Annotated in this window: 16 protein-coding genes; all 16 read right to left on the bottom strand. The window is 44.3% G+C overall.

Features of this window, described 5'->3' with window-relative positions:
• Positions 1-15 precede the first annotated feature (15 nt).
• Genes Q0T48_RS13550 through Q0T48_RS13475 form a run of 16 tightly spaced genes read right to left on the bottom strand, consistent with a single transcriptional unit; the run spans position 16 to position 19,755 of the window.
• On the bottom strand, positions 16-1,356 hold the full coding sequence (locus tag Q0T48_RS13550; RefSeq protein ID WP_295957144.1) for an AMP-binding protein: 1,341 nt from the start codon (positions 1,354-1,356) through the stop codon (positions 16-18).
• Positions 1,357-1,410: 54 nt separating this feature from the next.
• Positions 1,411-2,493, bottom strand: coding sequence for a glycosyltransferase family 4 protein (locus tag Q0T48_RS13545; RefSeq protein ID WP_295957143.1), 1,083 nt, complete (start codon positions 2,491-2,493; stop codon positions 1,411-1,413).
• On the bottom strand, positions 2,493-3,719 hold the full coding sequence (locus Q0T48_RS13540; RefSeq protein WP_295957142.1) for a TIGR04063 family PEP-CTERM/XrtA system glycosyltransferase: 1,227 nt from the start codon (positions 3,717-3,719) through the stop codon (positions 2,493-2,495). The genes Q0T48_RS13545 and Q0T48_RS13540 overlap by 1 nt, the downstream gene beginning before the upstream one ends.
• Positions 3,716-5,650 carry an XrtA/PEP-CTERM system amidotransferase gene (locus Q0T48_RS13535; RefSeq protein ID WP_295957141.1) on the bottom strand — a complete coding sequence of 645 codons (1,935 nt, stop codon included), beginning with the start codon at positions 5,648-5,650 and terminating at the stop codon, positions 3,716-3,718. The genes Q0T48_RS13540 and Q0T48_RS13535 overlap by 4 nt, the downstream gene beginning before the upstream one ends.
• A 16-nt stretch (positions 5,651-5,666) precedes the next feature.
• A complete protein-coding gene (locus Q0T48_RS13530) occupies positions 5,667-6,827 on the bottom strand; it encodes a TIGR03088 family PEP-CTERM/XrtA system glycosyltransferase (RefSeq protein ID WP_366887957.1) in 1,161 nt (386 codons plus the stop codon).
• A gap of 17 nt (positions 6,828-6,844) precedes the next feature.
• The gene (locus Q0T48_RS13525) at positions 6,845-8,125 is read right to left on the bottom strand and encodes a nucleotide sugar dehydrogenase (protein WP_295957139.1); all 1,281 of its coding nucleotides are present in this window, start codon (positions 8,123-8,125) and stop codon (positions 6,845-6,847) included.
• 44 nt (positions 8,126-8,169) lie between these two features.
• Positions 8,170-9,720, bottom strand: coding sequence for an exosortase A (gene xrtA, locus Q0T48_RS13520; RefSeq protein ID WP_295957138.1), 1,551 nt, complete (start codon positions 9,718-9,720; stop codon positions 8,170-8,172).
• Positions 9,717-10,919, bottom strand: a complete 1,203-nt coding sequence (locus Q0T48_RS13515) for a TIGR03087 family PEP-CTERM/XrtA system glycosyltransferase (protein ID WP_295957137.1) — start codon at positions 10,917-10,919, stop codon at positions 9,717-9,719. Before Q0T48_RS13515 ends, xrtA begins: the two co-directional genes overlap by 4 nt.
• Before the next feature lie 25 nt (positions 10,920-10,944).
• The gene (locus Q0T48_RS13510) at positions 10,945-11,991 is read right to left on the bottom strand and encodes a FemAB family XrtA/PEP-CTERM system-associated protein (RefSeq protein WP_295957136.1); all 1,047 of its coding nucleotides are present in this window, start codon (positions 11,989-11,991) and stop codon (positions 10,945-10,947) included.
• A gap of 6 nt (positions 11,992-11,997) precedes the next feature.
• Positions 11,998-12,825 (bottom strand): XrtA system polysaccharide deacetylase, encoded by an 828-nt coding sequence (locus Q0T48_RS13505; RefSeq protein WP_295957135.1) that lies wholly within the window; start codon positions 12,823-12,825, stop codon positions 11,998-12,000.
• 15 nt (positions 12,826-12,840) lie between these two features.
• Complete coding sequence (wecB, locus tag Q0T48_RS13500) at positions 12,841-13,968, bottom strand: UDP-N-acetylglucosamine 2-epimerase (non-hydrolyzing) (protein ID WP_295957134.1); 1,128 nt, start codon at positions 13,966-13,968, stop codon at positions 12,841-12,843.
• Between the two features lie 11 nt (positions 13,969-13,979).
• Entirely contained in the window at positions 13,980-15,050 is a 1,071-nt protein-coding gene (locus Q0T48_RS13495; RefSeq protein WP_295957133.1) for an XrtA/PEP-CTERM system-associated ATPase, read from the bottom strand.
• Positions 15,051-15,053: 3 nt separating this feature from the next.
• Complete coding sequence (locus Q0T48_RS13490) at positions 15,054-16,607, bottom strand: TIGR03016 family PEP-CTERM system-associated outer membrane protein (RefSeq protein WP_295957132.1); 1,554 nt, start codon at positions 16,605-16,607, stop codon at positions 15,054-15,056.
• A gap of 28 nt (positions 16,608-16,635) precedes the next feature.
• The gene (locus Q0T48_RS13485) at positions 16,636-17,556 is read right to left on the bottom strand and encodes an XrtA-associated tyrosine autokinase (protein WP_295957131.1); all 921 of its coding nucleotides are present in this window, start codon (positions 17,554-17,556) and stop codon (positions 16,636-16,638) included.
• A 2-nt stretch (positions 17,557-17,558) separates the two neighbouring features.
• Positions 17,559-19,136: an XrtA system polysaccharide chain length determinant gene (locus tag Q0T48_RS13480; protein ID WP_295957130.1), complete on the bottom strand. Its 1,578-nt coding sequence runs from the start codon at positions 19,134-19,136 to the stop codon at positions 17,559-17,561.
• A 52-nt stretch (positions 19,137-19,188) separates the two neighbouring features.
• Positions 19,189-19,755, bottom strand: a complete 567-nt coding sequence (locus tag Q0T48_RS13475) for an XrtA/PEP-CTERM system exopolysaccharide export protein (RefSeq protein WP_295957207.1) — start codon at positions 19,753-19,755, stop codon at positions 19,189-19,191.
• Positions 19,756-19,839 lie beyond the last annotated feature (84 nt).

The raw sequence follows: 19,839 nt of genomic DNA, 5'->3' as shown, positions 1-19,839 counted from the left end.
ATGTGAACCATGGTGTTAAACAGCATGGCTGATGATGTAGCGGAATTTACCCGACTTCTCGGCGGCAATGGATTCCACCAAATCCACCTCCACCGTGACGCTGGCACCCAGCCGGCGCTGGAATCCACTGATGATCTGGCCCACCATGGCGGGCTGAAATTCTGGCCCAGCCACCAGTAGCACACGGGTTTTTTCGCGCGACTCCTGCACCACCTTGAAGGACTGCACCCCGGCCAGGTCGCGCAGGATGTAGATCAGCGACAGGCCATGCATCACCGTGCCGTCGGCGGCGATCACAAAGTCGGTGCTGCGGCCCTGGATTTCCTTCAGCACCGGCAGGCCGCGGCCACAGCTGCACGGCGCGCTGCCCTGCACGCCGATGTCGCCAGTGCGGTAGCGGATGAACGGAAAGTCGTTGGTTGCCAGGTGGGTGACGACGATTTCGCCCGCCACACCGGGCGGCTGCACCTCCCCTGCTTCGTTGACGATTTCCACCACCAGGTCGTCGGCCGTGATGTGCATGCTGCCTGCCGGGCATTCATGGGCAATGAAGCCCGCGTCGCGCCCTCCGTAGCCATTGGCCACGGGGCAGCCAAAGGTCTGGCCGATGGTGGCGCGCTGGGTATCGTACAGACGCTCGGAGGTGACAAAGGCGACCTTGATGCCCAGGTCGTCCATGGCCACACCGCGCTTTTGCGCATGCTGGGCGATGTGCGTCAGGGCCGAGGGGTAGCCAAACAGCATCTTCGGGCGGGTGCTGCGGATGGTGGCGATGAAGCCATCCAGCTTGGCCTCGGACATCTCGAACGCGGGCAGCAACTGGGTGCGCAGCATCTGGTCGCGCAGGTGTTTGATGCGGTCTTGCCCGCCCAGCTCGATGGGCGAGCCCCAGACCACGATTTCCGGGTCGCCAATGTCCACGCCCCACCAGCGGGTGGCCCGCCACTTGGCCGCCACGTCGTGGCTGACGCGCTTTTTGCCGATAAAGAACACCAGCGGCTCACCCGAAGAGCCACCCGTATTGAAGCGGGCCAGGCCCTGAGCGTGGGTGTGGCGCAACGCGTCGGTGTTCGCTTTGATGACCGATTTGGTGAGGAACGGCAGGCGTGCCAGGTCGGCCACCGACTGCACCTGCGCGGGGTCAAAGCCGGTGTGGGCAAACAGATCGCGGTAGTACGGCACATGCTGGCCTACGTCGGCCAGCAAGGCACGCAACTGCTGCAACTGGTAGGCGGCAATCTGCGCCGGGGGCCACCACTGAGCAGTTTCCATGTGGCGGCGCGTGGCCACCGTACTGTGGCTCTTGAGCCGCTCGTGCAGTGGAAATAGCAAACCGGAGACCAGAGATGTGTACATATCAATACTACAAAATGTATAGCTACTTGTGCAGGTGAAATATGCGCTAGAGGGCTATTTTGTTTGAATTGCTTGGCGGTAGTGCGCCACCAGCAGGGGAGCGACTTGAGCCCAGGTATAGCGCTGCACCTCGGCCAGGCCCGCCTGCTGCAAGCGTGCCCACAGGCCCGCATCGTTCAGCAGCCGCAGGCAGGCTGCAGCCATGGCCTCTGGCTTAGCGGGTGGCACCAGCAATGCGGTTACGCCGTCTTGCACCATGTAGGGTACGCCGCCCACGTCGGTACTGACCACCGGCACGCCGCTGGCCATGGATTCCAGCACCGAGTTGGGCATGTTGTCGGCCAAACTGGGGTTGAGCATGATGTCAGCCTCGCGGTACAGGACGGCCATGGCATCGCGGTCTAGCCGCCCGGTGAAACGCACACAGTCCTGCATACCCAGGTCGGTGACCAGTTGGCGCAATGCGGCTTCTTGTGGGCCGCTGCCAGCGATGGTGAGCCGTGCCTGGGGCCATTGCGCCTGCACAGTCTGGAAGGCGCGGATGGCGGTGCTATTGTCGTACAGGGGTTCCAGATTGCGCGCCACCACGATGTGTGCAGATTGCGCGGCCTTGGCGCCGCGCGGATGGAAGCGGGCCAAGTCGATGATGTTGGGCACGATGACCGCCGGCATGCCGAAGCGGGCAAACACTTCCTGCAAAAAAGCCGATGGCACCAGCAAACCGGCACTGGCGGCCATGGACCTGCGCACCACGGCCTGCGCACCCTGCAGGAATTGCGCTGCCTCGCCGCCCCGGTAGTTCACCACCACTGGCACGTTACGCACGCGCGCCATCCAGATGGCGGGCGCGGCAAACAAATGCCAAGACCAGCCTGAGTTGGCCATGATGTGCAACACATCGCTGCGACCCGCGGCACGCCATAGCGCCCAAAGGTAAGGTAACAAACGAAACACCGCCCGCAAGCCCGGCACCTGCCCGACCCACAGGGGACGGTATGGCGCATTGGTTTGTACCAGGGTGACCTGGGCTTGGGCGGACTGGAGAAGTTCGGCCAATTGCCGGGTCTGGTTGGCCATGCCGCCCGCTGGCGGTGGCAAGGGGCCGACCAAGCCCACCCGGATACCCGCAAATGCCATCAGGCCACGCTGCCGGGACGGGCGGTGGTGAGGGCAGCGTAGGGGCGGCGGTAGTGGTCGATACTGGCGGTCCAGTTGCGCTCGGACTCAACGAACTGGCGGCCCGCGGCGCGCAACAAGGGCCAACGCTCGGGGGTGGCCAACAAATCCACAACGGCTTGGGCCAGCGCAGACGCACTGCCCGCTTTGAACAACATGCCAGTTTCCCCATGGCGGATGAGTTCTTTGTGGCCACCCACATCGGAAGCCACCAGCACCCGGCCTTGCGCCATAGCCTCCAAGGGCTTGAGCGGGGTGACCAGCTCGGTAAGACGCATGGAGTGGCGGGGATAGGCCAGCACGTCCACCAGGTCGTAATAGCGCTGCACTTCGGCGTGCGGTACGCGGCCGGTGAAGATCACTTTGTCCTGGATGCCCAAAGCAAAGGCCTGGGCTTTGAGGGCATCGTCCTGCGGGCCACCGCCCACCAACAACAGCCGCACCCGGGGTTCGGTGGCCAACATCTGGGGCATGGCGGCCAGCAGCAGGTCCAGGCCTTCGTAGGCGTAGAAGGAGCCAATAAAGCCGACCACCTTGCAGTCAGAAAGGCCCAGGCGGCCCTTGAGCGCCATATCAGGCACGCCGCCAACATCGAACGAGTCAACATCCACCGCGTTGGGAATCACCGTGACCTTGGCTTCGGGGATGCCCCGTGCCACGATGTCGGAGCGCAAGCCTTCGCAGATGGTGAAGATATGACTGGCCTGCTTGAAGGCCCGGGTCTCCAGGTGGCGCGTCAGCCGGTAGCGCAGGCTACCCTCGGCCGTGGTGCCGTGGTCGACCGCCGCATCCTCCCAAAACGCCCGCACTTCGTACACCACGGGTATGCCCAGGCGCTTGCCCACACGCAGGGCGGGCATGGCGTTGAGCACCGGAGAGTGGGCGTGCAGGATATCGGGGCGGACCCGTTCGGCGACCTCTTGCAGGCGGCGCTCGACCTGCCGCATCATCGCCCACTCATCCAGACCGGGTAGCGCGCTGCCCGGCCCTGCCTCCGCCGGTGTACGGTAGAAATGCCAGCCGTCTACATCCTCTTCGAGTGCATTGCCATCGGTGTGTTTGGGGGTGGTGACGTGGAAGGTTTCCCAGCCCAGTTTGCGCTGTTCGCGCAGGATGGACAGGGTGCGAAAGGTGTAACCACTGTGCAGGGGAATGGAATGGTCCAGGACATGCAGGATGCGCGTCATACAGGCACAGCCTCTGCAGGTGTGGGCATGTGCACTTCGGGCTGCATTACGTTGCGCAAAAATGCCTCGAACATCAGCAGGGTCCACAAGGGCGCACTGTAGTCACGGGCACCGGAATCATGGGCATCCACCAGATGCTCCAGGTACTGGCGGTTGAACCAGCCGGTTTCGGCCAGACGCGGGCCCAGCACGGCATCGCGCACGCGCTGGCGCAAGGGGCCGCGAAACCAACGTGCCAAGGGCACGGAAAAGCCCATTTTGGGGCGGTACAAAATATCGTGCGGCAGGCGCGGCTCCATGGATTTCTTGAGCAGATATTTGCCCTCTTGGCCCTGGATCTTGAGCGAAGACGGCAAAGTCGCCATCCATTCGACCAACTCGTGGTCCATCAGGGGTTCACGCACTTCCAGCGAATGGGCCATGCTGGCGCGGTCCACCTTGGTATTGATATCACCAACCAGATAAGTCTTCAGATCGAGGTACTGGATCAGGGCCAGCGGGTCGTCGGTATTGGCCTGGCTGGCGTGGTAATCGAACACTTCCTGGGCGTTGTAACCGGCCAGTTCGGTCTTGAAACGTGGGCTAAACAACTGGTCGCGCATAGGGCCGCGCAGAATCGACACCGAATGAAAATACGCTTCCACCGAATTACGGGCCATGCCCTCGAACGTAGTCTTAGCGCGGAACATGCGCGGAGCCCAATCGGCCTTGGGGTAGATGCGGCCCAGTGTCTTGAACAAAGGCTGGCGCAGCCCCGCTGGCATGGAAGAGCGCATCTTCTCCTCCATCAAATGCATGCGATAGCGCCGATAGCCGCCAAAAGTTTCATCGCCACCATCACCCGACAAAGCCACGGTCACGTGCTTGCGCGCCAACTCGCACACCCGGTACGTGGGGATAGCCGAGCTGTCGGCATAGGGCTCGTCGTACAAACGGGCCAGGGTGTCGATCAGGTCGAAGTCATCGCTCTTGACCATCTCCACATGGTGGTTGGTGTGGTAGCGATCGGCTACGGTTTGGGCGAACGCGGCCTCGTTAAAAGCCGGGTCGTCGAAAGCGATGGAGCAGGTATTGACGGGTTCCTGCGAAATCTCGGCCATCTCAGCGACCACCGCGCTGGAATCCACGCCGCCCGACAAAAATGCACCTAGCGGCACTTCGGCAATCATGCGCAGCCGCACCGACTCCTTGAGCTTTTCGTCCAATTGCGCACACGCCTCGTCCACACCGATCTTGCTGTCCAGCGTAAAGCGCACATCCCAGTAGGGCTCGGGCTCCGCCAGCGGCTGTCCACGGCGGATGGTGAGGGTGTGTGCCGGAGACAACTTCTTGGCTTGCCGGAAGATCGTGCGCGGTTCGGCCACATAGCCCAGCGCGAAATACTCCTCCACTGCCAGCGGGTCCATGTCGCGCTTCAGGCCTCCGTGGGCCAGCAATGACTTCAGCTCGGAGCCAAACACCAGCATGCCATCATCCAGCAGGGCGTAATACATGGGTTTAACAGCCAAACGGTCACGCGCCATAAAGAAGGTCTGCTGGTTACGGTCCCACAGTGCAAAGGCGAACATGCCGCGGAAGCGCTTGACACAGTCCTTGCCCCAGGCCTCCCACGCATGGACGATCACCTCGGTGTCGCTCCTGGTGTGGAAAACATGCCCAAGGGCTTGCAGTTCTGGGATCAACTGCTGGTAGTTGTAAATTTCACCATTGAACACAACGACCACCGAACCGTCTTCATTAAATAGCGGTTGCTGCCCAGTCGCCAGATCAATGATGGAGAGGCGCCTGTGCCCAAAACCCACGCCAGGCTCCAAGTACAAACCGCCCTCCACCGGACCCCGATGGCGCTGAGATTCGTTCATGCGGTGCAGTACAGCGCGGTCAATATCTCGCCCGCTCCGTATATCAAAAATGCCGACAATTCCACACATGGTATTTATCTGTTGGTTATTTGTTGGTGGGTACTAGCGGCACAGAGCCTTCGCCTATGCCCAAAAGTCGATCGTACAGGCCTTGGTAGGTACCGACCATGGCATCGAGACTAAATTTCTCGAGAACACGTTGCCGACCAGCACGGCCCATCTTCAGCGCTAATTCTGGTGAAGTCGCCAGTTTCACCAAACTGTGCGCAATCGCGTCCACATCACCAGCAGGCACGATATACCCTGTGATGCTATGGAGTACCAAATCAGCATTACCACCCACATCGGTGGCAATCACCGGTAAACCGCATGCCATTGCTTCCAGTATGGTGTTAGAAATGCCCTCTGCCAATGATGGCAATACAAAACAATCAAGCCCACGCATGACGTCTGCCACGTCGTTACGCTCACCGGGTAACCAAGCTAAATGCTCCGCTTCGGCTGATTTCATTAAAGCCATGCACTGCTCCCGCAATGGCCCCTCTCCTACCAAGGCGAGGCGTGCATAGACTCTAAGCTCTGGCGCCAGTTCCAATGCACGTAAGAACGCATGCGTAAACATAAGCTGGTCTTTGACGGTCTGCATACGCCCGACCGTGCCCACTATCCATAAACTAGCCTCTACAAAAGGACACCCCTGAATGATAGGGCGACCTGATGCCTGCCAAGGTGCAAATCGCACCGTATCAACACCGTTATAAACCTGTGTTACTCGCCTGTGAGCAATATGCACTTTCTCCGTCAAGTACGAGGCCAAGTCACGCGACAGCGCCAAATAGTGGCTTACGAATGGCGCATATATTCGACGCATCCATTGGTACTTTCTATTATTACCATCAAGATCACCGACATCACGGCCATGCTCTCCATGGATGCGAACAGAAACACCGGCCGCCCACGCGGGCACTAAAACTTCAAGGGCAGCAAGATTTCTGGTGTGAACGATGGCAGGACGCAACTTCCTAAAAAGACGAAATAACTCGGGATACAACCAAAAGGCATGCCCTGGCAATTTATTTAAGGCATAAAACATGACATCGTCGCGAACAATGCGATTCCGAAAATCAGTAATATCTGTCAATGCAACTACAACATGACGGTATTTATCTACTGCCATATTGTTAATTATGTTAACCACACCATTCTCAAGACCACCCATATCGAAGCGGTACACAACATGTACCACTAAAGGCCGTTTATCGACTAGAGCCTCCACAACTTATAACCGGCAGCCTCAATTGCAGTACGATCAAATGAAGATTTAACATCAATAAAAGCGCCACCTTTTACCAGCTTTTTACCAAAATCCTCTATCGACAACGCTGCGTATTCAGAATGTGCAACAGCGGCCACGATGGCATCGGCGCGAGGTAATTCATCCCATGTGAGCAAACGCACACCATACTCATGCATCGCCTCTTCAGCATCTGCTTGCGGATCAGTAACAAATATCTCTACACCATAAGATTTAAGTTCTTTAATGATGTCAATAACTTTTGAATTACGGAGATCACCACAGTTTTCTTTAAAGGTGAGTCCCAATATATTGACACGGGCACCTTTAATATAGCTTCCTGACGCAATCATATTCTTGATCGTCTGTTCCGCAATGAACTTACCCATACTGTCATTAATACGCCGACCAGCCAAGATAACCTCAGGCTGATATCCCAGCATGGCGGCCTTATGAGTCAAATAGTAAGGATCAACCCCAATACAATGGCCACCAACAAGGCCCGGTTTAAATTTCAAGAAGTTCCATTTTGTCCCTGCTGCTTCCAGAACTTCAGAGGTATCAATACCTATTTTATCGAAAATAATAGCCAACTCATTCATTAATGCAATATTCAAATCTCGCTGTGTATTTTCGATAACTTTTGCAGCCTCAGCAGCCTTAATCGACGATGCACGATGGACGCCCGGCACAATAATCTTTTCATAAAGTTGAGCAACTTTCTCCAAGGTATCTGGAGTATCCCCAGATACTACTTTTAAAATTTTAGTTAACGTATGTTCTTTATCTCCAGGATTAATTCGTTCAGGCGAATAACCAATAAAAAAATCTTGCTTCCACTTCATTCCCGACTCACGCTCTAAAACTGGAATACAAACCTCTTCAGTTGCGCCTGGATATACTGTGGACTCGTATACAACAATAGCTCCAGCCCTCATATGCCGACCAACGCTTGTACTTGCGCCAATTAACGGACGGAAGTCTGGGATATGCGCATCATCAACAGGCGTGGGTACCGCAACTACCACGATATCGGCTTCAGCCAACATTGCTGGATCATAAGTATACAAAGCATGCGGAGCTGAAAGCATATCTGCATCTGACAACTCTCTCGAGGGATCAATACCACTTATACAAGATTCGACTTTAGAAACAGAAATATCAAAACCGATAGTTTTGAAATGCTTACCAAATTCAATAACCAATGGAAGTCCAACATATCCCAGACCGATAACAGCAACAACAGTCATGTCAATCCTCAAGAAAAATTAAATTATAGAATACAACATCTAAATTATTCAGAACGAGTTTTTTCAAGTATTATTTTTATTTCAGAATAATTATCTCGCAAAAACTCTTCAATTGATTTTTTCGCCAAATGATTAACGTCATCCTTGGCATATAAGACAATAACGGCCGAATCATCTCCATTACCCCAAAGGCGCTGTATAGCACCATAAGCTTTAGCTATATAGTCATTTCCTGTGAATACACCATTGACCCAGTAAAACTGCCAAGTTTGCAGATGAGTCTCACCTATTTGGCCAGGAACACCCAAACCTTTCCAATCTGTTGCTCTTACAGTCAATGCGTCATCAAGACCCTTAACAATATAATTTTCAGATCTTGATAAAATCCAATATTTATCTTTAGTATTAAAAATAGAATTTTCAGAATTTACTAATTTATTTATATAATTCTGATTTCTATAATATTTAACATAAAACCCAGCGTGAACAAAATTTTTTATATAAATGTTGTTTAAATCAACAGCTGAGCCATGGAATTTCGGTTTTATATCGATATATCCATCATTAGATCTAGTCCAACCAGACTTTAATACTGAAGGAGCCGCCATTACTGGAGATTCGGGGCCTTGGTTATATACAACGAAATTTTCCCAACCAACTGGTAAAGCCACCAAACACGAAATAATCAAGGCCATACACCAGAAACTAGAATTTTTGAATTGGGCATCCGTATAAACAGAATTTAATTTCTCTTCTTCAAAATTTGTGCTTTCGGCCCATCTACCGCCAATCAAAAACATCAACATTATTACAACCCCAAAAAATAACCATCCGTATATAAGATGATCAAATCCTACGGCAAGTTTATTACCTGAAATATGACCCAGCATAACTATAAAATATGCCCGCATCCAATTAGCAAAAACTGGAACAACAATAGAAACACATACGAATATAACTCGACGATTCAATGACTGGTAGTTAAGATACGCATAGAGCGTTCCGATCATTATCGAAGATATGAGATAACGCACCCCACTGCAAGCCTCAACCACCGACCAACTACCAGAAGATATTACAAACTGCAGCCCTTCTTGATATACAGGAACACCACTCAATCGAACAGCAATTACAGTAAATTTTGCAGTCCAATCCATTAGCAATGGTAAAAGAAACTCACCAAGTGGAACTGCAAAAAATAAAAATAATAACGGGAAAATAATAATAGATGTTATAGACCAACCAAATATTGAAAGAACTAGTAATACAACTATGGCAACCGCAGCTAACTGTGTGACGGAATTTATGGAAACTAAATTACCTAAAAGCCAAACAATAGATGTAAAAAAAATTGGAATTAATATCCAAAAATTAGTTTTTGGCAATTCAGATGCAAGTACATTACGTTTTAACCAAATTAACCAAATAACAATAGGAATAACTAAAAATCCATGGGTAAATGTCTCCGATCTAGCCCATATGGCTACCATACCGTAGAAAGTGTTCCAAAATAAAAAAATAACCCAAAAAAATAAAGCGGAAAAAGCAAATATTGCATTCAACCAATGTTTTTTTACTGCGTCTGGCATGTTCATAAATTATTACCAGCAACATTAATATCCAAATACTTATCAAGCTCTTTCAAATGAAATTCCCAACTGTACTTCTTTAAAATATTACTCCTAGCAGAATTTCCAATTGATTTAGCTTCTTTTTTATTATTAATAATAAAAATGATTCTTTGAATAAAATCCATAGCAGTCTCAGCAGAAAGTATTTCAACTCCATCAAGAGTGTCTATCGCATTTACACATGCAGTAGACGCAATAACCGGTTTGGCCATGGCCATTGCTTCAAGTACTTTATTCTGAATTCCACGAGCAATTCGTAACGGGGCGACCACAACCGTTGCATGTTGTAGATATGGCCTGACATCATCTACTGTACCGGTAATAAAAATAGTTTTCGAATTTAAATTTAAAACAGCCTGTGTCGGATTCCGCCCAACAATATAAAACCGAGAGTTTGGGTATGTTTTAATTAAAACAGAGAAAACATTCTCAACAAACCAAACCACCGCATCTATATTAGGCCAATAATCCATTGCACCAGTAAAAACTATCTGCGTTAATTTTTCTACAGAAGTATCGAATGGAACAGGGAAAAGCACATTTGGACAAAAGAAATCCGAATCAACTCCATTATTTAAAGCACTTGTCTTTGATATACTTTCAGGCACATAATCGGAAAAAATATTTCTTTCATTTTCCGTAACAAAAAAAGAATGCTTAGCACTTAGCGCAACATATTTTTCATAACTTAAAAGATAACTACTTTCTCTTCGATAAATCCAAGATAGCGGGAAAGGTTTTTTATCCGCATATTCATTCCACTTTTTTGAATCAACATCTACAAAATCAACCAACATACGTGAATGAAAATCTTTACTCACAAACTGAGCCATAACAGACGAAAAAATTACAATGGCATCTATTCTATTATCACGAACAACAGATTTTACCCAGTCATGAAAAATCGAGCTATTGTAATAATTTAAAGTTAAAGCATTACCTTTAATTAACCCCCACAAACTTTGAATTTTAGAATTATTTTTATTTATTTTTTCAAAATAAGATTTTTTACAAAGCGTCCTAACAAAAGGAACATATTTCTCATCATCAGGATCATCCACAAATGTACCTAAATACACATTATGTTGCGCAGAAAGATGTTTTAATATATTAAAAGATCGAACTTTATCTCCTTTATTCGGAGGATAAGGTAATCTATGCACCAGATAAAGTATATTAAGCAAAAAATTAACCCAGATTTTTAACGATGAAAGGCCCTAGCGTATTAGCAACCGGAATAGGCAACCGTTTCCAAATAGAAATTAATAGTTTATATTTTTTGTTAGAAGGATTATTTTGAGGAATAGAATCTCTTTTGTACAAACAATACTCATAACACAATGGCTTAGGTTCGAATCCCCAGTTTTTCTTAAATGCAAATGAACCAGTTTCAACTTTACTTCGCCCATAATCAAATGTCTTCAATCCTGATGCGCAAGCTCTTCGAAGCAATTCCCAATATTTAAAATCATTTGCAGCCAACTCGCGTGCCGACACATCATCGCCAGCATAATATGGAAGCACTTCATCTCTAAAATAAAAACTAAATACACTGCTAAGCGGGGCACCGGTATTGGAGAAAATGGTTAATATTTCGCAATCATTCCCGAATTCATTAATTAAAGTTAAAAAATAATTTCTCGACATCGCTGGCGTTCCATGCCGATGTACATTATCAGAATATAATTTAAAAAAATCATCTACATTCAAACTAATCAAACTAGATAAGCCATTTTTTATACCTTTTCTAATCATTGCCCGCTGTTTGCGTGGTATTGCTAACAAGTTTTCCTCTTCCGTTGGAAGAATAGATTTTCGAAAAGTTACATAAATATCTTGAGCTGGCCAATCAAAGTGCCTTTGGTCTAAATTCCGTAATTCAAGATGATCAACATTTAAACTATTCGCCAACTCTTGGGCTGCCAGTTCTAATGCAGTGGCAGTTTCTTCATTAAGAGCAACGACTCCACCATAAACAGCAAAAGGCAAGCTAACTAGTGAGTTCCCAAAAAGTATACTTTTAACATGTGCTAAAGGGAGAATTCCTTCAACTACACCAGAACACTCTACATATAAAAAATATGTGGGATGATTAAATACTTTATTAATAACACGTTGCCAACCAGCTCGATGGAAAAAAGTGGCGTTTAAATTAGAAAAAACAAATTTATCCCATAACTTGTTTGCATCTATATCATCTACTTGAAGATGTTTTATTTCTTTATTTCTCTTCATATCGTTCTATATAGAAAAAACGCGATCAACCCTATCCCAAGAAAAATCTTCTAGTAATTTACCTAATTTTCTTTCCATTCTTGAAATATTTACATAATGCCTAAATTTAGTCTTCATATTAACTCCCGAAATTCTAGGTTGATCAATATCAATTTCCCAAGGGTGAAAGTAAAACATAGCAGCTTGTTGGTCGCTTGATAAGACTTTACTAATCATCAGTTTAGTTAAAAAATAAGGCAACAATCTAAAATATCCCCCTCCACTCGATGGGAAATTCTTTCCATATAGCCGTATCGTAGTTATCGGTATTTCAATCAACCCATCTCTTACAGAATAAGAAAATCTCGGTGTATCGGGCATTCCATAATGATCGTGTTTTATGGGATAGATACTCGAACTATATTTGTATCCCGCGGCAAGCAAGCTATCATAAGCCCAAAGATTTCCCTGATTAATAGAAAAGCTAGGAGCTCGGTACCCTTTTATCTGAATACCGGATATATCTTCCAATAAATTTTTTGCAGATTGAACATCACTAAAAAAATCTTTTTTAGACAGATCAGAAGCACGCTCATGCCCGTATCCGTGACTCGCTAACTCGTGCCCTTCTTGAACAATTTTCTTCACCATTTGAGGATATCTCTCTGCAATCCAACCCAATGTGAAAAAAGTGGCTTTAGTGCCACTTATATCTAACATCTGCAATATCTTATCAATATTTGCCTCGATACGACATTCCCGCGAATCCCAATCGCCTCTCTCAATATAGGGAGAAAATGCGGATACTTGAAAATAGTCCTCCACATCAATAGTAAATGCATTAATAATATTCATATTTATGAAATAAAGTTATATACATAGCCATTTTTTTAAATCTTCAGTAATACGTTCAGCTGCTGATCCATCCCAATACTCAGGAATTTTCCCAGATTTCCCTTTGCCCAGTAATATTTGATCTACACATGACAAAATTAAATCACGATCTCCACCAACAATAGTGTTAGTACCTTCATCTACCGTAATTGGTCGCTCTGTATTTTCTCTCAATGTCAAACATGGGATACCTAAGGCCGTGGACTCTTCTTGAAGTCCCCCTGAATCCGTTAAGATTAAGGTTGAATTAGATAACAAACCAAGCATTTCAAGATACCCTTGTGGTGGCAAAAATATTATATTTTTATTTTTAAAAATGGAGTTTAAATTAAATTTAATAATATTATTTTTTGTACGTGGATGCAAAGTAAATATTAATGGTATTTTTTTTGATATTTCCGCCAATATATCTAACAGACTGCCAAGTTTATCTAATTTATCCACATTAGAAGGCCTATGTAATGTTACAACTGCGTATCTCTCTAAGTTAGTTGATTCCAATAAATTAATATCAAAAGATTGCAGTATTTTCGATAAAGTAGGTGCACTTTTACGACCATATAACAAAGAATCAATCATTACGTTTCCAACAAAACAGATTCGATCGGAAGAGATTCCTTCTTTTATCAAATTATTTTCGGCAGAACGTTCAGTTGTATATAAACGATCAGCTATCTGATCGGTCAGAATTCTATTTACCTCTTCAGGCATTTTTTTATCATAGCTACGCAAACCTGCCTCTACATGTGCAACTAAAATGCCTTTTTTTGCAGCAACTAATGCACATGCAAGCGTTGAATTAACATCACCAACAACGATCACACAGTAGGGATTATGAGCATCCAAAATAGGCTCAAATCGTTGCATAACATCTGCAGTTTGAATTGCGTGTGTGGCTGAGCCGACTTCAAGGTTTATATCCGGCCGAGGTAACTTTAGGTCGTCAAACAACTTATCACTCATATCCTTATCATAATGCTGTCCGGTGTGAACAAGCAAAACAGGAATCGAAGATAAATTAATTGATAATGCCCGTAAAATTGGTGCCATTTTCATGAAATTTGGTCGTGCACCAACTACGCAAATAATATGACGGTCAAGCATAATTAAATATATTAATGTTTATTAAAAACTTCTAGTGAAATAAGTATGCTCTTCAGCACACCTAAAATCTCATAATTATTTTTCTCTAATCGAAGAATACCTTGCTCCAAGCCATCTATTTTATTATTGAATTGAATTTCCTCCATACCCTTAACTCGCTCCAAAGAGGAAGAATTTAGTCCTTGAGAGGGAATTAGGTTTACAGAAACGTCAGATTGAATTAAATTATTTTTAATTTCGCTAGAAAAATAATTTTTTCCGACGATATGACCTGATTCTTCTAAAATTTCATTAGCGACATTTTTTACATCAATTTCTTCAAATTTATTTTTATTTTCAAGAAAACCTAATAATAACAAACGATCGCAAATTAAATTTATTCGTCTAGGTATGCCGCCACTTGCATCAAAAATAGATTCAAATGCGGTTGCACTAAAATATGGGCGTTCTGTCCATCCTGCACATTTTAATCGATGCTCAATATATCCTTGGGTTTCTTCTAAATCCATAGGTCCAATATGACATGCGGCAATTACTCGCTGCCGCAATTGTTGCATATTTGGATTCTGCAATATGTCTCTAAACTCAGGTTGCCCAATTAAAAAACTTTGCAATAAAGATTGCTTGCCGAATTGAAAATTCGACAACATTCTTAACTCCTCAACTGCACGAGGCGTAAGATTTTGAGCTTCATCAATAATCAATAAACAGCGTTTGCCTAGGCTTGTCTGGCTTACAAAAAAAGCTTCTAGCGCTAACAAGATATCCGCCTTTGAAGAGTCTTTCGTTCGTACACCAAATGCAGCTCCAACCATGCGTAAAGTATCCTCCGCATCTAATTGTGTTGTGACAAGATTACCCGCAACCACTTTATCCGCATCTAAACTATCTAATAAGCTGCGCACTATTGTTGTCTTTCCGGCGCCAACTTCTCCTGTGATAATAATAAATCCTTCATTTCTAAGAACACCATATTCTAAATAGGCTTTTGCGCGTCTATGTTGTTTACTAGCAAAATAAAATAATGGATCTGGATTAAGTTGGAAAGGCTTAGTAGTTAGCCCATAAAAATTTTCATACATAACTTAAAACTGTACAGTTAAATTACCGGTAACCGAGGTTTCTTTATATGGAAAAGAACTTCCTGAAGATATCGAGTGTCGTGCGCCCAATGTAAAATAGGCTCTCGAACTAACTCGCGTCGAAACACCAATATTATTAGATTTCAACTCTGAATTTTGAGAATCAAGTTCCCCATATATTTTTTGTACAGAGAATTGATTACTAACAGTAGTAGATTCGGTCAGTCTGTGAGTATAGGAAATTGTCAGGCCATTTTGACGAATAGTACTAGAATTATTAAAGTCATTAGTAGTCAGAATCGATGTCCCAATGTTATTGCCTACACTTCGTATAGCAGTAAAAATAATAGTATCTCGAATACCTAGCAATGCAAAAGAGATATTTTGAGACCGTTGCAGGGACGTTCCAGATGTTAAATAGCCATTTATTAATGTTGCATTTGGGCTAATCCCATACGTTTGTAAATAATTACTAACTAATTGAGCTCTTTTTATTGGATCTGTTTCAATAGATGAAAATTGACTATACAGTAAATCATAATTGTTACCAGAATTTATTTGACTCTTACTATTTGATAAAGACACGCTTTTGACATCACTTATTCGCCAACTTGTGCGAGGTGTTCGATGTTCAAAATTAAGACTGTGCATTTTTCCTAACGGGTTATTATCTAAATTTGCAGATAATTTTGTCATCTCAGATACTGACCAATTTAGCCCCATACCGGAGGTCCATGATGTCTCTTTCCCAGCTGAAGTGTAATTTTGACTTTCACGCCCACCAGAAATAGAAAATATTAACTTATTAGTGATTGGATAATTTATGGATAAATCGACTGCATCGACTTCAGTATCAGCGAGATTGTGACGTGATATCAGTTGACGATTAGCCGTCAACGCCCATGATAGCTTTTCCCAGAAGTCTTCTCCATTAAGATTAAGTGAAATTAAATTTTCATTTGAAGAAAAATTATCCGAATTTTTAACTTGCGTTGTTGTTAATCCATATTTTGCTTCATAATTTAGAATGTTAGATATTCTTCCGCGATAATATGGGGCTATACTATATGAAGAAACTTCAGTTTTATTTGAATTTATATTGTTATTATTTGTTTGAACAGAAAATGCCGAAATTGTCTGTTGAGTTACAGCTCCAGTAACATCAATGAATCCATGTCCATCAATAATTTCCATATTAACCGATGAATTCAAAGAGTTTTGTACGGAGTTTCGCACTTGTCCATCACTGTAGTTTAATAAATTCAACGAATAGTTGAGATATCCTTTAACTCTACCGGCATCACTTCGAATATTTACTCCAGGACTAATCTCACTTATCCATCCAGATTTTTTGGCTCTAGCTACAGGGGAGATATTATTCGTCCATGTTTCTGTAGATGAAAAAGTTGGCGTGACAGAAAAATGATTACTAGAACTTCCACCCTCAAGGGGTATTGTTTGTGCACTTGAATTTGTTGTCACGCACAATGAAGTAAGTAGTGCAACCAATATGCTCCAAGAACTGTAAATTAATGAATTACCACACGATAATTTCATATTATTTCAATAATTAAAAATAACGCATTTATTGCTCGTAACCATAGCCATAACCGTAGCCTCCATATCCACCTTGTACACCATTTTTCGCCTGATTCAAAACCATCATCTTTACCGGACAGGCCTCAATAGAAGATAAAGCATGCTGAATATCAACTTGAAGAGTCTTTTCTGCATGAACAACCATAACAATTTGTCCCATATGTGTTGCTAAAACTCTTGATTCAGTTGTTAAAAGAAGCGGCGGGGAATCAAATATGATGATCCGATCCGAATAGCGATTCGCGATATTTTTAATTAACTGACTCATGGCATCGCTTGCCAATAATTCTGTTGCTCTTAGGTGCGGAGTCCCACTTGGTAAAAGAGTTAACTTATCAATATTTGTTCTTAATAGAACACTAGATAAATCCTCAACATCTCCAACCAATAAGTCGAGCAATCCAGGACTAGCAGGAAGTCCGAGCATTCGAAGCACAGATGGACGTGCTACATCAGCATCAACAAGCATAACTGTGTTATCTAATTCAGTTGCAATGCTCATTGCTAAATTAATTGCTGAAAAACTTTTGCCTTCTCCCGCTAATGCGCTAGTAACCATTATTAAATTACCATTACTAATCATAGATGGACCTTTTCCCATCGCATTACTGATTAGTGGTCGTTTTATAACTCGATATTGATCAGCGATTTGTGATCTTGGTGCATTCGGACTGACAATACCGGCTGCAGCCAATGCATCTAGATCTAGTTCTACTTTTCTTGAAAAAGATGCTGGTTTTATATCTTTTTCTGTTAAATGGCTGTCTACCAATAAAGGGGGGATATCAGAATTAAATTTATCTGCCGATATATTTTTTAAATCTTCGTCCGCAGAAGACTTTAATATGACTCCAGCTTGCCGTAATTGTTCAAGACGACGTGTTGCTTGTTCGATTAAGCTACTCATTTTTAACCTATTTGTCCAGATGTAAATGCCAGTATAGCTATTAAGCAAATAAATGAAGCAATTAGTGCAGTCAAAACTATAAAGAATTTACGTAAATCCGATCGTTCTTTGCGTTTTGCAACCTCACTCAATACCAACGTTACAACGCCCAAAAGTGGCAGATCAATTACATTTCGTAATGTTCGAGCATCATGAAATACCGGCCTTAATTGGCTTGCTGCAAATGCAGTAAAACCACCGGCACCTAAAGAAACAACTAACGCCAACAATAAAAGCAACAGCCTGTTAGGCGCAACAGGTTTAGGCGAAACTCTTGGTGGATCAATCAATCGGAAATCAGCTACACCTGCAGCGGACTCTAAATCACCTGAGAGTGATGCTGATTCACGTCGACTTACTAAATCTTCATAATTTTTCTTATTGATAGCATAATCTCTATTTAATTGCGCGTATTCTGCTTCTGTTTGTGGCGCAGTTTTTAAGAATTCACGAGCTTTTTCATATCTTAATGAGTACTCGGAAACTCTAGCTCGTAACGATGCGACTTGCACTTCTGAAGTAGCCAAAAGGCGATTCATTTCCTGCGATGCTAGCGTGCTATTGCCCGAAGACAATGGACTTGCCATTGCAGTTTTCCGTAATTCTTGAATTTCTTTTTTTCTTTGATCTTCTAATTCTTTAAGCAATCTTCTAGTACCAATGACATCTGGATGCTGTTCAGTAAATCGTTGCAATAAACCATCTAGATTTCTTTTTTGCACTTCTATGCGTGAATCAATTTCTGGCGTGGCTAATGATTGCGCTGATTCCTGCATCAAGCTTTTAGAAGAAATATTTGCACTTTCAGTTTTCTCACTTTGCAATTGCATCTTTGCTGCATCACGTGCGTTTTCAGCTTCACGTAAGTCTAATTTAGCTTGATTTAATTGAATACTAATCTCGCTTAATTTTCCAGCTATATCCGTACCTCCATTTGCAGTTTGGACATCAATATTACGCAACTTAAACTCTTTCAAACGCGCTTCGGCTGATTCCAATTTCGATTCATAAGTTTTAATTTGTTCTGTAATAAACTTCTTTGCTGCGTCAGTATCTTTACGACTATCACCTAAACTTGACTCAACAAATATAGATACTAACGACTGAACTACACGTTTAGCTTTTTCAGGATTTGGGTCCTGATATGAAAGTGTGTATAAATTATCCCTAGCAGTACTTTTTATTTGCAATGTATTAATTAACTGCTCAATCAAGCCATCTTGAGAACCTTTAGATGATGTCCCAAGATCAAGATCAGCCATACGGATCAACTTTTCAACATTCGGTCGAGTTATAAGTGTCCTACTCAACATGCCCACTTGCTGATCCACATTTGGTTGAACTGCCAAACCTGACATTAAAGGTTTTAAAATTGATTGCGTATCCACATAAATACGAGCGGAGGCTTCATATTTGTCAGGCACCCTTAATACTATGCCGGCACCTATCACTCCGACAAGCCAAGCGACAAGTAAACCCAACCAGCGATGCTTCCAAGAACCTTTAGCAAAAGTTAGTAATTGACTAATTAACTCATCCATTATTTTGTATATTCTAAAAGTTAATTAAATATTTTCAATTCTTTAAATTTCATTAAAACCACCCTTGTGGAATTATCAAAATATCGCCAGGCTTCATTTCAACATTACCTGAGTAATCTCCTCTTTTTATTAAATCTTTTAATCGAACAGAATAGCGCTTATCGCCCTCTGAAGTCCGTAATATAGTCGCACTATTTCCATCTGCAAAATCTGTCAAACCGCCTACTAAAATCATTACATCTAATACAGTCATCTTGCTCTTATAAGGCAGTGTTTGCGGCTTTGCTGCTTCGCCCACCACCCTAATTTGCTCGCTATAAGGGCCAACAAAACCAGTGACCATTACTGTCACAACAGGATCGCGGACAAATTTTGCTAGAACTGTTTCGATTTCACGAGCAACCTGAACTGAAGTTTTTCCTTGAACTACAAGTTCATCTACAAGTGGTGTTGTTAACTTACCGTCTGGTCGTACAGGAACTGACATTGAAAGTTCAGGATTGCGCCAAACAGTAATAGTTAATGCGTCTCCTGGTCCAATAATGTAGTTGTAATCATTCGTTATAGCAGTTGACGGGGCAGCTGGGTAGCTAGGTGTAAAAATCGAACATGATGTCATTAGCCCGCAAACAATGCAACGCACTACCAAAGAAAGATAACTACGATTTTCTTTCAAAATTTTCCCCTTGTTCATAAAAATTTA

The organism is Rhodoferax sp. (genome assembly GCF_025354435.1).
In the GTDB taxonomy this organism is placed as follows: domain Bacteria; phylum Pseudomonadota; class Gammaproteobacteria; order Burkholderiales; family Burkholderiaceae_C; genus Rhodoferax_B.
The sequence above is the reverse complement of the archived record's forward strand: the minus strand, read 5'-3'. Positions and strand labels throughout refer to the sequence as shown.

Excerpts from the sequence above, each read along its gene's own strand:
- xrtA (WP_295957138.1), bottom strand. The coding sequence starts at position 9,720 with ATGAACATGCCAGACGCAGTAAAAAAACATTGGTTGAATGCAATATTT.
- Q0T48_RS13535 (WP_295957141.1), bottom strand. The coding sequence starts at position 5,650 with ATGTGTGGAATTGTCGGCATTTTTGATATACGGAGCGGGCGAGATATT.
- Q0T48_RS13525 (WP_295957139.1), bottom strand. The coding sequence starts at position 8,125 with ATGACTGTTGTTGCTGTTATCGGTCTGGGATATGTTGGACTTCCATTG.
- Q0T48_RS13505 (WP_295957135.1), bottom strand. The coding sequence starts at position 12,825 with ATGAATATTATTAATGCATTTACTATTGATGTGGAGGACTATTTTCAA.
- Q0T48_RS13545 (WP_295957143.1), bottom strand. The coding sequence starts at position 2,493 with ATGGCATTTGCGGGTATCCGGGTGGGCTTGGTCGGCCCCTTGCCACCG.
- Q0T48_RS13485 (WP_295957131.1), bottom strand. The coding sequence starts at position 17,556 with ATGAGTAGCTTAATCGAACAAGCAACACGTCGTCTTGAACAATTACGG.
- Q0T48_RS13540 (WP_295957142.1), bottom strand. The coding sequence starts at position 3,719 with ATGACGCGCATCCTGCATGTCCTGGACCATTCCATTCCCCTGCACAGT.
- Q0T48_RS13480 (WP_295957130.1), bottom strand. The coding sequence starts at position 19,136 with ATGGATGAGTTAATTAGTCAATTACTAACTTTTGCTAAAGGTTCTTGG.
- Q0T48_RS13510 (WP_295957136.1), bottom strand. The coding sequence starts at position 11,991 with ATGAAGAGAAATAAAGAAATAAAACATCTTCAAGTAGATGATATAGAT.
- Q0T48_RS13550 (WP_295957144.1), bottom strand. The coding sequence starts at position 1,356 with ATGTACACATCTCTGGTCTCCGGTTTGCTATTTCCACTGCACGAGCGG.
- Q0T48_RS13490 (WP_295957132.1), bottom strand. The coding sequence starts at position 16,607 with ATGAAATTATCGTGTGGTAATTCATTAATTTACAGTTCTTGGAGCATA.
- Q0T48_RS13495 (WP_295957133.1), bottom strand. The coding sequence starts at position 15,050 with ATGTATGAAAATTTTTATGGGCTAACTACTAAGCCTTTCCAACTTAAT.
- wecB (WP_295957134.1), bottom strand. The coding sequence starts at position 13,968 with ATGCTTGACCGTCATATTATTTGCGTAGTTGGTGCACGACCAAATTTC.
- Q0T48_RS13475 (WP_295957207.1), bottom strand. The coding sequence starts at position 19,755 with ATGACATCATGTTCGATTTTTACACCTAGCTACCCAGCTGCCCCGTCA.